Source organism: Sulfitobacter sp. TCYB15 (assembly GCF_040435955.1).
GTDB lineage: Bacteria > Pseudomonadota > Alphaproteobacteria > Rhodobacterales > Rhodobacteraceae > Sulfitobacter > Sulfitobacter pontiacus.
Map to the genome: position 1 here is coordinate 46,825 of NZ_CP159195.1, position 14,095 is coordinate 60,919.

The 14,095-nt window shown below is 57.9% G+C and carries 14 protein-coding genes; 6 read left to right on the forward strand and 8 right to left on the reverse strand.

Going from position 1 to position 14,095, the window contains the following annotated elements:
• Window positions 1-8: 8 nt before the first annotated feature.
• The 4 genes from ABM428_RS16095 to ABM428_RS16110 form a co-directional block, all read right to left on the reverse strand.
• A complete protein-coding gene (locus ABM428_RS16095; RefSeq protein WP_353628597.1) occupies window positions 9-428 on the reverse strand; it encodes a flagellar biosynthesis repressor FlbT in 420 nt (139 codons plus the stop codon).
• A gap of 5 nt (window positions 429-433) precedes the next feature.
• Complete coding sequence (gene flaF, locus ABM428_RS16100) at window positions 434-835, reverse strand: flagellar biosynthesis regulator FlaF (protein WP_005849061.1); 402 nt, start codon at window positions 833-835, stop codon at window positions 434-436.
• A 163-nt stretch (window positions 836-998) separates the two neighbouring features.
• Window positions 999-1,454 (reverse strand): hypothetical protein, encoded by a 456-nt coding sequence (locus tag ABM428_RS16105; protein WP_353628598.1) that lies wholly within the window; start codon window positions 1,452-1,454, stop codon window positions 999-1,001.
• A 352-nt stretch (window positions 1,455-1,806) separates the two neighbouring features.
• A complete protein-coding gene (locus ABM428_RS16110) occupies window positions 1,807-2,487 on the reverse strand; it encodes a winged helix-turn-helix domain-containing protein (RefSeq protein WP_353628599.1) in 681 nt (226 codons plus the stop codon).
• A gap of 297 nt (window positions 2,488-2,784) precedes the next feature.
• Between ABM428_RS16110 and ABM428_RS16115 the strand changes: the two genes are divergently transcribed.
• The 3 genes from ABM428_RS16115 (at window position 2,785) to ABM428_RS16125 (ending at window position 5,007) form a co-directional block, all read left to right on the forward strand.
• Window positions 2,785-3,027, forward strand: a complete 243-nt coding sequence (locus ABM428_RS16115; RefSeq protein WP_005849065.1) for a hypothetical protein — start codon at window positions 2,785-2,787, stop codon at window positions 3,025-3,027.
• Window positions 3,028-3,216: 189 nt separating this feature from the next.
• Entirely contained in the window at window positions 3,217-3,684 is a 468-nt protein-coding gene (locus ABM428_RS16120) for a MucR family transcriptional regulator (protein WP_132997956.1), read from the forward strand.
• A gap of 138 nt (window positions 3,685-3,822) precedes the next feature.
• Window positions 3,823-5,007 (forward strand): flagellar motor protein MotB, encoded by a 1,185-nt coding sequence (locus ABM428_RS16125; RefSeq protein ID WP_009824327.1) that lies wholly within the window; start codon window positions 3,823-3,825, stop codon window positions 5,005-5,007.
• On the opposite strand, the gene ABM428_RS16130 is transcribed toward ABM428_RS16125, so the two are convergent.
• Window positions 5,008-5,559: a hypothetical protein gene (locus tag ABM428_RS16130; protein ID WP_009824326.1), complete on the reverse strand. Its 552-nt coding sequence runs from the start codon at window positions 5,557-5,559 to the stop codon at window positions 5,008-5,010.
• 159 nt (window positions 5,560-5,718) lie between these two features.
• On the opposite strand from ABM428_RS16130, the gene motA reads away from it, so the two are divergent.
• Window positions 5,719-6,588: a flagellar motor stator protein MotA gene (gene motA / locus ABM428_RS16135; protein WP_005849072.1), complete on the forward strand. Its 870-nt coding sequence runs from the start codon at window positions 5,719-5,721 to the stop codon at window positions 6,586-6,588.
• A 3-nt stretch (window positions 6,589-6,591) separates the two neighbouring features.
• On the forward strand, window positions 6,592-7,020 hold the full coding sequence (locus tag ABM428_RS16140; RefSeq protein ID WP_132997957.1) for a flagellar motor protein: 429 nt from the start codon (window positions 6,592-6,594) through the stop codon (window positions 7,018-7,020).
• 11 nt (window positions 7,021-7,031) lie between these two features.
• Here the strand turns inward: ABM428_RS16140 and ABM428_RS16145 are convergent, their stop codons facing one another.
• Entirely contained in the window at window positions 7,032-10,298 is a 3,267-nt protein-coding gene (locus tag ABM428_RS16145; protein ID WP_132997958.1) for an ATP-binding protein, read from the reverse strand.
• Window positions 10,299-10,756: 458 nt separating this feature from the next.
• Between ABM428_RS16145 and ABM428_RS16150 the strand changes: the two genes are divergently transcribed.
• Entirely contained in the window at window positions 10,757-11,722 is a 966-nt protein-coding gene (locus tag ABM428_RS16150; RefSeq protein ID WP_132997959.1) for a hypothetical protein, read from the forward strand.
• A 301-nt stretch (window positions 11,723-12,023) separates the two neighbouring features.
• Here ABM428_RS16150 and ABM428_RS16155 read toward each other — a convergent pair whose 3' ends face one another.
• Both ABM428_RS16155 and ABM428_RS16160 read right to left on the reverse strand, forming a co-directional pair.
• Entirely contained in the window at window positions 12,024-13,073 is a 1,050-nt protein-coding gene (locus tag ABM428_RS16155) for a DUF1513 domain-containing protein (RefSeq protein ID WP_353628600.1), read from the reverse strand.
• Window positions 13,074-13,077: 4 nt separating this feature from the next.
• Window positions 13,078-14,094, reverse strand: a complete 1,017-nt coding sequence (locus tag ABM428_RS16160) for an imelysin family protein (protein ID WP_353628601.1) — start codon at window positions 14,092-14,094, stop codon at window positions 13,078-13,080.
• Window position 14,095 lies beyond the last annotated feature (1 nt).

Genomic DNA, 14,095 nt, shown 5'->3' on the forward strand with positions numbered 1-14,095 from the left:
GGTTTACCCTATTCCGCTGCCGTGGCTGTGTTCTTTTCCCGGATCATTTTGAACAATTTTTCTTCATATTCGATCAGGGGCCGCAATGTGCGCATCGCTTTGTAGAAGTCAGCCGAAGACACGTGAGCCGCGGCTTCAAAGATGTGGCCGGCCATCTCGTCGTGGAAAACCGGCGCTAGCGCGCCTAGTTTCCTTTGGATGATCGACACCAATTTTTTGCGGGTCGTTGGCTCAAGCAAGGCGGTCTGGATGAAGAAATAGACCTCTTTTACAGGGGTGCGCTCTTCATCCTCTTTTAGCAGATCGGCTTCACGCACAATGTCTGCCTGATTCTCGATAATAATCATCTGACGGCGATCGGCGTTGCGGACGACACAGCCGTTAATCAGGATCCGCTCGTTCGGTTTCAGGGTTAATCGCAGCGCCATAAAGCTTACTCCGCCGCGACTTTTGCAGCCCGTCCGCTCAGACCGTCGATAATACTGCGGTTAATATCAATCAAAGGCTTCACATTTTTAGACCCTGACAGGACCGCTTTGGTGTGGTTTTCCACCCAAAGAGCCAGCGAGATCAGCGCAGCGCGCAAATCGGCCGTCAGCCCGTTATCCTTCTCGGCCAAATCGGCCTTGAACGTGAGCCAAACGCGCTGGTTCTCCCACAGGGTATCGCGCAGGCCATCTGCAAGCATCTGAAGCTTTTGAGATTTTTCCGCAGCACCGTCAAATGCTTCGAATTTGTTTTCAAGTTTGGATGTCACGCTCGCCAAAATCCGACGCTCAATCTGGCGCGGATCTTCGGTGTGCGAGATGGTCCGCTTATACGCGGTTACACTCATTTCACTGCCTTTTTATTCTGCCTCGGTTCAACTATAGGGTGGCAGAGTTAAGGGAGAATTAAAAAATCCTTAATTTCTTGAAAGCAAGGATAATTTTAAGCACTTGTTTTTAAATCATGCTTTGCATGTCACACTGTGGCGGGGTTTTCGGGGGGCCGCAGTGTTAATGAATGTGCTGGCCCGGAGTAACCGTGCGCAGCATTTCACGGTGAAAGCTGTGGGCGATATTATCAGCGGAAAGTAAGCCATCAGGGGCGGTGCCGTCACGCTCGGACTGGGCGAGGGAAACGATGATATGGCCGATGTGGTGGCCAAGTTGAACGGGGCACGTAGGCGTCAGGGTTGGTTGGGCGCAGGGTTCGATCAAAACGATGGCGTCATCTTCCAGATCAAGGCCAAACTCCTGATCTAGAACATCGGCCAAAGAGGCACCGGAAATGATCTCTTCTCCGGCGTAGATCGCGAAGGGCGTCAGATCAATGTCCTCTACGGCGACGGTGAAACGGGTGATCGGCGACGCCAGCAGTGACGACAGGATGCGGCCCAAGGGCGTGTTGCAAGGATCGGCGCAAAATTCCAGCCGACCGCCCCAGATGTGCCCCATCAAATCAGAACGCATAGTTAAAACTTCCCCAAGTGTCGCGTGTGCAACCCCAAGGTATCTTCCCGACACGGTTTTTTGAATTCCGGATTTGTTAAACTTCGCAAGCTGTTCTCGAATTCCAACAACGATCAGCGCAGCGGTTTTGTGCTGACGCTTGCGGTGATTTCGGCAAAATTCCCCCAATCACCCATATTTTTGGGAACCAAATATGGGGCGAAATGTTATCCACAGCACAAGCATTGGTGGGCAGGGCAAAATATGGCTGCATGTTCGCCCGTGTGCGAATTTACAATAAATATGTTGAGAATGTGCGGTAAGTGTGTGTGCGGAAAGGTGCGATTCTCTCACGATGCGGGTACAGGCCCCGTTACGTCGGATCGAAGGCATTCAGCCCGCCCGTGCGCAGCATATACCCGCTGGAGCGTACCGTTTCGACGGAAATACGCTCGTCAAATGTGTCCGCAAATTTCTTACGGATTTTCGCGACGTGGACATCAAATTTCCGATCACCATAGCGCCACGGCCGAGATTCTACGGCGAGACTTAGCGCATCGCGGGTCACGATTTGCCCGTCCTGCGCGAATAATACCCGCATGATCTGAGCTTCCGCCGTCGTTAATCCGGCGCGCAGAGCGATATACGCTTCGACATCCCAGCTTACATCGTGAGGTTGTTCAACTGACGGCGTAGGGGTTGGTAGGCGTCGGTTCAGTCGCAAAGACAGTTCGCGCAGATTGCAGGGCCATGTGAGGACATCGATCGCACCCGCTTCAAACGCATCGGCACCCCATACCCCCTTCAGCTCTTGTATTGCGAGCACGACTCCGGGCTGCGCGTGGGTGGTGAGCGTGCTGATCAGCGGGGCCGGGTTGCTGTTCGCTTCGGTCATATCGACGAAAATCGCGTTAACGCTTTCGCTGTTGTGTAGCCAATGTTCGCAGGCGTCAAAGTCTATACATTCAAAGTCGAACTTTAGGATAACCGTAAATAAATAGTTCAGGGCGTTGCGCACCGAAGGTGCCGTCGAGACGAGTAGGATCTTGGTCATTTATCGCGCTGCTCCAATGGGTTGACCGATGGATGTTCGGAAAAGGATAGCATTGCGGCGAGACGCGGAAAGGACACGATGATAACGGCCATATACTAGGAAAGGGAGCGATGAATTGGGTTATCCCTTTGTTGCACGAACCCGTGGGCGAAATCAAAGTCAGAGTTATGCGGCAATAATTGGGCCTGCTTGTCATGAAAAAGCCATACGTTCACTATTCTTTAACCTTCCACGCTATGTATATCCTTGCAGACTGCAGAACGCGTCTGAGAGAACCTCAAGAATAGGCGCTAGAAAATGGCAGACATACTTGAAATTGTTGCGCCAAAGCGGCGTGCGCTCGCGGCGGCCAAACGGCTGGTCCATTTGCGCGACGAGGCGGTGCAGGATGAAAACATGCGCGCGGTGATCCTTCACGCGGCAGAAGTTGTGGCCAAGTCGGGTGTTCTGTCCGCAGTCGCAGAGAGTGGTCAGAAACGGCAAGGTTTTGCCACATCTGACCTGCCGAGCTTGCATCCCGACCGCCACCGGTTGAATTAATCCACCGCAGTTTATCTTGAGTTCATAAGTTGTTGTCCTTTCGCCACTCCTTGCGGCGGACCAACCTATACTTAAGAGACATTGACAATTTTTGTGAGGTTGGCGGACAATCCTGGTATTCTAGTAGAGTTTCCAAGATTTGTTCACGAGGCTTCATCCCGCACCGACGTAGTAGAGGCGCATACGAAAGTGACAGAGTTTACAGATCCCCCCGTTTCCGAGGCCGCAATTCGCGTGATTACCGCATTCGCTGGCCGTGAATCCGCAACCGTGCAAGAGATTCTGGCGTTGTCGCAGGCGCTTCCCGCCGCGCTCGCCGGGCTCCAGCCCGCAGCCGCCAAGGCCGAAATCAGCAAGGTAGCAGCGCAGTTTACGACTGAAACCGCCATTCCCGCGGTTCCGGTTGCCGAGTCTTTTACCGATGATTCCGTCACCTGCCTGTGCTGCGGCCGATCCTTTACCATGCTCAAGCGTCACCTGCGCGCAGAGCACGGGTTGAGCGAGAGCGAATACCGGATCAAGTTCAATCTTGATGATGATCATCCCCTCGTCGCACCGAACTATTCTTTGCGCAAAGCGGATTATGCAAAGAAAGCCGGCCTTGGTCGCTATGCCCGCGACGAGGCGGTGCAGGCAAATCTTGGGTCGCAGCTGTAAAGTTCAAATGCCTTTCCTTTGCCACCGTTTTGTCCTGCGGAGCACCTAATCCCCCTCGATACATGTCTCTGAGGCAGTCGGTGCAGAAGCACGTCTGCCGAACCGGCCCCCGTGGTCGCGAGAATAGAGGCAGGACATATGGCAGCGACGACACAGCCGCGCGTATTTAAAAAAGTAGAAGTTATCGAAGGCGGTGGACATCACGGTGGCGGCTGGAAGGTCGCCTATGCTGATTTCATGACCGCGATGATGGCGTTCTTTCTGCTGATGTGGATTCTCTCGAGCGCGGACGAGCAAAAGCTGCGCGGGATTGCCGAATACTTTACCAATGCGACCCTGCCCGGCGGCAGTGGTGTATTGGACGGTGCTACCCTGGGGCCACCCGGTACATTGACCGCCTCGAATGGGGCAATTGTGGCCCGTGGCAGCGAGCTTGGGAAAATCGACGATCCGGCCTCGGCCAAGTGGGAAATCCGCGACGAAACCGCGACGTCGGTGCCAGATGAGACGCAAATCGGCTCCGAAGACGGTGCCCATGAAAACCCCGCCGCGGCCAATGTTGCCAGCGCGTCGCAAACCGCATCCGACGGGTCAAAATCGGCTGGCGATGCGACCATTGATAATGTGCACGCATTGGACAATGAAAAGTTCAAAAAGCTGGAGCAGGATATCTTGCAGGCGATGCAGGAGAATCCCGACCTTGATCCGCTGAAGAAGAACCTGATTTTCCAGCAAACCCCCGAAGGCTTGCAGATCCAGATCATCGATCAGGAAGGGCAGCCGATGTTCTATAGTGGCCGTGCCGAAATGCAGGGTGCCACAGATCAGCTGCTCGCGAATTTGGGTAAGTCTTTGGCGCGCCTGCCGAATAAAATCACGCTGTCAGGGCACACCGATGCTGTCCGCTTTGCCAATAGCCAGAAATACGACAACTGGGATCTGTCCTCGGATCGTGCCAACGCCACGCGCCGTGTTTTCGAAGCCTCGGGCGTCGCACGTGATCGTATCATCCGCGTGTCGGGCCTTGCCGATACCGCGCCGCTGGTGCCCGAAAACCCGACCGACGCGTCTAACCGTCGGATCACGGTGTCGGTTCAATATCAGAAGGTCGAGGATTATGCCGGTGATGACGTAGCCCCGACGCAGATTGATGCGGCGACACCGCCAGCCGAGACCGGCGAGAAGCTATATAAGGCGTCGATCCCTGCGCCCGTAGCACCACAAAACAGTGGCGAGGTGCAACGGGTCGCACAGAATGTCGATCCTGTGGCGGCACCTTTGAAGGATGATGTATTCTTGAACCTGCGCAACGCGCTGCGGTGATCAGGCTCTGATCAACTCGCCCAAGGTGGGGACCCGTCGGCTGGCAAAGATCGGCCGGCGGGATCGTTCGACCGAGCGGCGCAGGAACTCTGGCAGCATGGGGTTTGCTTCTTCATTTACCATCGTGCCGCGCGGTGCAGCGACCACGGGGTCGGCAGTGGGAATATCCAGGCCGAGCATCTTGGCGGGGTCCAGCCCTTCTTCCAGCGCGTAGTTGTAGTTCACGGCGTAATCGACCGCTTCTTCCAGCACCACCGGGTCCGATGCGACCAGCGCCATCAACCGGCGTTCGTCGGAATATAGGAATTGCTTGGTCTTGAAGCCGTCGACCTCGGGGACAAAGCAGGTGTTTTCGCGGCGCAGCTTCAGCAGCTTAACCAAACGATCCGGCATCAAGTGGCGTTCATCGCGGCGAAACACAATCATGCTGCAGGTCCCAAAGCTGGACAGGCACGCCGCGAGGCAGATGTGATCCGGCCAGCCCGAGAATGCGAATTTCACATCGTCCGCATCAATCAGGACAATCATTGTGGTTTCAACATCCGAGATCACGGCACTCTCCAGCTTATTCTGAGGTTTACCTTAGTCACACCATGGAAAGATAGCAATTGGTCTTGAGCGACAAATGTTTAAACTTGGAAGAACATGAACTGTTCTTGAGATTTCAATGAAAATGCCTAAAGTGCTTGAAAACTTGCAAGTGGAAAACAAATGACGATTATTCTGGGCTTCGTGGTCGTGATGGGCATGGTCTTTGGGGGGTATATGCTCTCTGGCGGCGACATGGGCATCATCACCCACGCGCTACCGTTCGAAGGTATGATGATCGGCGGTGCCGCGCTTGGCTCGTTTATTGCTGCGAATTCCTTTGCCAATATCGCGGGGGCAGGGCGCGCGCTGGTTAAGGCATTCAAGGGGCCCAAGTGGAATTCGGGCGACTATGTGGACCTGCTGAACCTCATGTATACGCTGGCCCGCAAGTACCAGCAAAATGGCATGCTCGCGCTGGATGAACATATTGAAAACCCGCAAGAAAGTTCGATCTTTTCGCAGTATCCCAAGCTGCAGAAAGACCATTTTGCCATTGATCTGATCACCGATAGTTTCCGTATGCTGGCGATGCAGTTCGATGATCCGTATCAGGCGGAAGATGTCATTAACCGCAAGCTCAAAAAGCACCACCACGAAGCTTTGGTGGCCCCCCACGGGCTGACCACCGTATCCGACGCGCTACCCGCCATCGGGATTGTTGCAGCGGTTTTGGGTGTGATCAAGACGATGTCGTCGATCGACAAGCCGCCTGCAGTTCTGGGGGCGATGATCGGCGGCGCGTTGGTCGGGACATTCCTTGGAGTTTTCCTTGCCTATCTTTTCGTTTCTCCGGTCGCCAACCGTCTGCAAGCCATCGAAGAGCAGGACGGCATTTACTACGCCGTGATCCGCGACATCTTTATCGCGATCCTGCATGGCCATTCGCCCGCGATCTGCACCGAGATCGGGCGCGGCAACATTCCCACCAGCCTGCAGCCCAGCTTTTACGAGATGGAAGAGGCCCGCAAACAGATGCCAGAGGCCGCATAACCCATGGCCGGACGCCGTCAGATTGCTGCGCTTAAGCTGATCAACACCATCCGGCAACACGAGCTGGATGCCATCGGGGCACAGCTTTCGGGCCTGCGGGCACAGCAAACATCGCTGACGGAACAAAGTGCGGCGCTGACCCAGCGGGCGATTGCTGAACAGACGGGCAGCACCTTGGAAACACAGGCCTATTTGCCCGCCTACCTATCCTCGGTTGACCGGCAACAACGTGGCTTGGCGGCGGAGGGGGATGCGCTGTCAGGGCAGATCGACACGCTAGAGGATGCGCTTTTCGCGCAGTTCCGCGCGCTTAAGACCACGCAAACGGTGCTGTCGAAAGCGCAAACCGAGGCGAAAGCCGATGCCGACAGGGCAGAACAGGCCGCACTAGACGACGCGTCGCGCGCGCTGTTCGCATTGCAGCGCCGGTGACGCTTTTTGCCTTAGCGCCCGCTGCTGAATTTTGACACCACACCCAGCGAATTCTTGTTCTCTACATTCCGGATGACCAGCACGCAGACCGGCCAGCCCGAGGGCATCAAACCTTGCGAGGTTGGCACCGCCATGACGCTGGCCGACCCGTCGTTGATGGCAAAGGTCAGCACGACATCCGCCTGCGACGTCGCGACTGATTTTGCGAGATCTACGGTATCGTCAAAGGTCACGATGCTTTCGGTTTCAAGCCAGCTGGCAACATCCGGGTGATCGACCGCCGCGATGGTCAGCGGTTGCGCGGGATTGCCGATGGGTTCGGCACAGGTGGCGAACCATGCCCGCAACTGAGCCACAGCGGTGGATGCGCTGCCCGCCGCGCTGTGATCCGTGTCCGAGGCGGCTTCGATCACACAGACCGCCGCATCCGCAATCGCGCCCGCGCCGATCAACTGCGAGAGCGTGTCGCGTTCGTTCTGGGTGATCCATTTATTTAGCAACGGCGCGCCGACGATTTCGACACCTGCGGCCAGACGCCCGACGTCGGCTTTGCCAAGCTCGAACTCCGGTCCGTATCCCGCGCGTGTGATCTGTTGCACCAGATGTTCCGCGGCGGTCTTTTTGATGACAGACGGCGTCTTGCGGGCCTGCTGTTCCAATGCGGCAGAAAAGGCCGTTGGCGGGGCGACTTGCACCGGCGTGTCGGGTGCTGGCGCGTCCTCTTGCGCGAGGCGGGGGAGGGAGATGATAATTTCTGTCCCCACGTCTTCGCGGCTGAAGAACGTGATCTGTCCCTGATGGTGATCGATGATGACTTTGGCGATGGTCAGCCCCAGGCCCGTGCCCCCCTTGGACCGGCTGTCAGAACTGTCGCCTTGAGTGAATTTTTCAAACACCGACGCCTGCGCGGCAGCCTGAATGCCGGTGCCGAAGTCGCGGATCGAAATGCGCAGCTGATCCCCGACCGCGTGCAGGGCGATCAGGATCTCCCCGCCGTGTTCCGAAAACTTCACCGCGTTGGACAAGAGGTTATCCAGCACCTGCACCAACCGTTTGGAGTCGCCATAGGTCAGCAACACATCGTCGTCGGGGGTATCGACACGGCGCAGTGATACGCCTGCGCGTTCGGCATAAAGCTGGTTCGGCACCAGCGCCGTATTCAGCGTCTCGGACAGGTTCAGCGCCTTCATCCGGAAATCAAGCGTGCCGGTTTCGATTTTCTCCATATCCAGAATACTGTTGATCAGCAGGATCAGCCGGTCACAGCTTGAGGCGGCGATGGTGATCAGCCCCTTCATCTTGTCAGGCAACTGCCCCGTTGCACCTGACAGCACCAGCCCCAAGGCCCCTTTGATAGAGGTCAGCGGCGTACGCAATTCGTGGCTGACGGTGGACAGGAATTCGGTCTTTGCTTTTTCGGCCACCTTGCGCTGCGACACATCGCGGTAAATCGCGATGAAGCGCGGTTCGTCCTGGGCGGGGCAGACATATTCAAGGCTGATGTCGTAGGTGATGCCTGATTTCGCCTCGACCTCCCAGGTGACGCGCCGCTCTGGCCCTTTGATAAGGCCGGCGCAGCGTTCGCGCAGACTGTCATAATCCCGTTTGCCAATCAGGTCGGACAGGCTCTTGCCGCGCCAGTCGTCACTTTCATCATGTCGCATCAGGTGTCGTGCGACCGATGCATTGGCATACATCACCGCATAGGTTTGCGGCTGGAAGACAACGACATGATCCTGCAACAGTTCCAACGTGTTGTTGAACCGCGCCTCTGACACGCCTTCGCGGGTCTTGGTCATATCCGAGGCGACAATCGCGATCTCGCGCAGCTGTTTTTCGCCGTCGGTGATCGGAATAAAGCTACATTGCAGCCAGACCGCCTTGCCGTCGGTTTTTTGCAGAACGATGGTGCCTTTCCACGGGGTGCCCGACATCATGGCGGGCAAGACATCGCCCGTCAGCACACCGCGATTGCCGGCATCCATGACATCAACCAACGGCGTGCTGATCAGAGCCTCGCGGGACCGGCCGCTGGCCTGGACAAACTGGTCGTTCACATGGGTGATCGCGCCGTTCTGGTTCAGCATGCAGAACACGGTATGGGCCTCTACCGCGTTGCGATAAAATTGCTTGGACCGAACTTCCGACTTCAGCACATCCTTGCGGGCATGGGCCTGTCGCGCGTTTTCGCGCAGCTGGAAAATCAGGAACAACAGCGAAAATACGATCAGCAGCAACGTGCCCAACACCAGCCACTTGTAGGTTGATGCAATGCGCAAGGCGGAGCGCTGCAGGTAATTCTCGTAGGGGCGCGCGCGCAAAGAGATCAGCAGCTCGTGCACGGATTGATAATTTTGCGGGGGCAGCCAGACGGTGCCACCGGCGGCAATCGCCTCGGGGCTGCCGGTATCTTGGCCCAACAGGGTGTCGACAAGAATGGTTAACGCCGCCTGCGGCACACCGGGGATCGTCCCCAGCACCCAATCGGGGTACAACATGGTACTGGCCCAGAACGGATAGCCTGGATGATCGACAGGGGACACGGGGCGGAAATCGTTCATATCGATCACGCCGTCGCGGGCCAGCGCTTCGAGCACACCGGCGCGCACGACGCCCACATCCACCAGACCGGCTTGCACGGCATAGACGACCTCGCGCTGGTTCCCGCCCGAGAACAGCGCGCGGGACGCGATATCATCGATATCCAGCCGGTACTTGCGAAACTCTTGCAGCGCGAGCTTCCAACCGGTCATTTCGTCGGCCGAAACCCCCATGATGCTGCGACCTGCGATATCCGGGATGGCGCGAATATCGCTGTCAGCGGTGGTAAAGACGACGACGCTGGTTTTATCATAGACCTGTCCCTCCCACATCTGGGCGACAGAGAGCAGCGGGCGGGCGTTGCTTTCGACCTCTGCCACGACAAAGGCCGCGGGATCGACAAGGAAGAAGTCCAGCGCGCCTTGCGAGATTTTATTGATCATTGTGGCGTCGGTGTAAGGCGCGATCTTGAAACGGTAGTTCAGTTCTGCGCCCTGTGCGGCGGTGTTCAGCGCGGCGGCCATTGGCAACCAGCTGTCCAGCGCGCGGGTGATCCCTTCGGAGGCGAGAATACCGATGGTGATGTCACGAGGCGCATCCATCGTGTCCACCTGCTGACCAGCCGCCGGTTGCAGTGCACCGATCAGGGCGATAGCGGCACCCAAAAGCGTTCGACGCAGCTTGCCCCATGCCTGTTTCACGATTTTAGCGCCCGCCATATTCTCTTTCTGGTTCATCTCGTCGCTTTGCGGACGCCGGAAAGCATAGTCAAAGCCCGCCTCCTGCTATCAAACATCACAACGTCAAACCACTTGTAAAAGCATCCAAAGCGATCGATTCCATTGCGCCCCCGCGGCATATGCTGCGGAGCATGGCAACTTGGATGTCGTCTGGTGCTGTCCTTTCACTACTGCTCTAACTGCGTTTTTTGCTGCGCCTCGTTGATCGGGCGCTTTTTGCAGTTGCGAAAAGGCTAGGCGGGGCGGGCTTTTTTGGCAATGGTAAACTCCGTTTCTGCCTGCAGGGCAGGGTGAATAGTGCCAGTGCAGCAGCAGGTACCTATCCTTTGGGATAGCGCCATAGCCACAAGCTGCTTTGGACTACCCGCCTAGGCCCGCGACGCCCTTGGGATTTAGCGTTAATTTCATCTTAACAGCCACCAAACACAGGCTGAAACAAATCCAAGGTGAAGACGATGGCAAACGCAACATTCCTAGAACTGGCCCAGATCGCAAACAACTCCTCCCTGCGCGAGGCGGTTTTGGGTGCAGTACTTGGCATCCATGTTTCGGGAAACGCTACCGACTCCGTCTTGGACATCACGGCCGACAGCACCGCGCTTAAACTCGCGGCGGACCGGATGCGCTGCGCCCGCTATGTCATGCCGACAGATGCGGACCCGACGCAGGCCATCCAGATCAACGCTGGCTTCTCTCATGTGCAGGACGTCTGGGCCGCGCCCCAGGCTGCACAACCCGACCTGACCCAGGAGACAATGACCATCGCCACGCCTGACTTTATCGTGGTACCCTCCGACACGCATATCGTCGTCAATAACTTTGACGTCGCCCGCGGCGATGCGATCACCTTCCTGGGTCAGTTTTCTTCCCGCGCCGATCTGCGCGCTGCCATGTGCCTGACCGGGTCCCGCGATGTGCGCGACGGTGACGTCATCATCACGATGGAAAACGGGGCCCGCGCGGTCTTTGTTGGTGCCGCTGCCCAGGCCGAAGATCTGATCGACGCTGTGTTTGATTTTTCTGCCGAAGGGCAGACAGCCTTCAAACTGGCCGACGCGCTGAACAACGCGACCTCGGCCGAGATCGACGCCTTTGTGACCGCCCTCGGCACCGATGAATTCGACCGCGCCTTTGGTGTCGGCAGCGCTGCGGTATTGCTTGCAAACCTCGACACCCCTGCAGCGACGCGTCTGTTGAATGTGCTCGAGGCAGAAGAACTGGACGAGCTGTTGCACAATGTCGGTGCCGGCACGCTCAAGCTGCTGCTCGAAGAGCTGACGCTGACGGAACTTGTGAACTTCCTGAGCGGCGTGAACGAGACTGTGGTCGGCGCGATGGCGGACCACATGGGAGCCACAACAATAGATGCCCTTTTGTGGGGCAAAAGCCCGGCAACGAAAGGAGGTATGCGTCAAAGTTAACTGGTTTGCCCTGTCAAAGCGGCATGCCTCGCCGCAGCCAGGGCCCGAGAAAGCACCGTGTTCGACCCGATATGATTTGAAAGGATTTAACAGCAGACGGGCATCGAATGCGGCGCTTTCCCTTTTTCGTGAGCCCTCAACGCGCGAATTTTCGCGGGGCAGAGTTCATCAGCTTAATCGATTTTCGGGCCTGCTCCGGCCCTTACTACTTTGCCCTGTGGACCGGCGTAGATGCCGGCCACGGGGGCTTTTTGCGTTTTCGAAGATTTAAGCCGGTGACATCAAGCCAACCCGCCAGGGCTTAAAGCCGGACGAGGTGATTGTCCCACATCAGCGGTTTTTCCGGGTTCAACCTGCCAGAGAGACGCTGAACGATACCGGTGCCGCTGGTCACGATAAAATCATCCGGCGCCGCGGCAACACCGCAGACATCGGTAAGCGCGATACTACGGGTGTATGACGCGGTCGCTGCGTCAAATACCTGCACCAAACCGGCACGGGGCGAGGTTACGGCAATCTCGGACCCGTCGTCCGATAGGGCAATACTGCCGATGTACCCGTGCATATCTTCGGCCCCGTCCAGCAAGAGCGGCGTCTCTCCCTGCTGATGCAGCCCGACAAGCGCGGGGGCATCGCCGTCGCCTTGCCATTGCATCCCGAAAGCGACACGCCCGTCGGACCCTACGGCCAGATGCCGGATCGAGTTGCGGTGCATGTCATGGGGCAGTTCTATCTGCTCTATAATACGGCGGTCGTTGATGTAGGTGAGGTTGGGCCGCATGGTGGGGATATTCAACTTGGCGCGCCCTGAATCGGGATGCGTATCAATCCCGCCGTTCGCCACGACCAGCGTGTCGCCACCGGGCAGACGTTTGATATCATGAGGGCCGACACCGCCGCTGGCAAATTCATCGACGCGTACATAGCCAAGCGCCACGTCCCAGACGCCAATACGGCCGATGCCGTTGGCATAGTCATTTTCGGTCGTGTAAAGCAGGCTCCCGTCGGCGGAAAAAGCCCCGTGCCCGTAGAAATGCCGCCCCTCGGGCGCGTGCAGCGTGGCCTTGACCCGCCCCGACATGCAGTCGATCACCAGTGCGAAATTGCCGGGGCGACGTGCAAAGGCGACAGCTTGCGGCTTGGACGGATGCGCCGCCGCCGCGTGGCCGCGACCGGGCAGGGGGATTTCGAACACCACCTCAAGCGCCGCGTCGATGCCGCAAAGCACAAAGCTGCCATCGCGCAGACCGGCAGCGGCAAGATAAGCCGGCCCGCCCGCATCGGCCCAAGTCGGCGCGGGCACCAATCCTGATGCCAGCATCCCTGCAATGAAATGGCGGCGGTTGGTCATGGGATCAATCTCCGTCTAATGCGTTAAAGCCCGAAGCGACGCCCAAATGCGGGCCCAGATCTTGGCGGGCCACATCGCGGATCGCGGCAACAGACTGCTGCAACACCTCTACACGCAGACGGGATTGCGGCTTGGCCGTTCCAGCGAACACAGGGTCGTCCAGGTCGGCAGCGATTGCCAGCGCCTCGTCAAACCGGTCGTCAAAGGCGGCCACCACGGCCACGTCATCCGCCGCCAACCGCTCCGCCAGATCCTGCAGAGAGGTGAGCGCGACCACGACATTGCGCAAAGACCGCCCCGATCGCCGCGTCTCTGCCCGATTGGGGCGCGGGCGGTCAAAGCTGCCCATGGGACGTCCGATGCGGGTGTCGGCGGTAAATTCCAGCCCGAGGTTCAGCGCCTTGAAAAGCTCTTGCGCGGCTTCCTCGGTGCTGCGGTAGAGGCCACCCTCGGCAGGGGTGGCAACGGCCTCGGCATAGCCAGAGGTCCAGCCGTCCAGAATGGCTTGGGACTGCGTGGCGATATCGGCTGTTACCGTCTGCACCAAGGCGCAGCGATAGCCAGCATCGCCCATCGTGCTGATCTGATCGTCATACAGCAGGAATTCGAGCGCATAAAAACCGCGCCCCGCGATGGAAACATCGGCATAGGCCTGCGGGTCACGGCCCACGGGATCGGCATCCGTGATCAGCCCCGCGAGCGTTTTGGGTGTGGCCCCACGGCTGTCGGGCCAGAAGGCCAGCGCAAAGGCGCGGTTGTCGGTCTCGGATGGGCCAAAACGCAGATGGCTCACCGCGATCCACGCATCAAAGGCATCGTGGTAGGCATCGCGCAACGCGGCGTCATCAGCGGCGCAATTCTGCTGGGCAACGGCGGCCAATGCATCCGTACGCTCTGCCAGTGTGGTATAGCGGGGCAGGATGTGATGATCGACCACATCGCGCAAAACGGCGGAGCCTACCTCGGCCGCAGCACCCAATGGTGCGCAGAAAAGACCAAGGGCGAGGACCAGTTTTTTCATG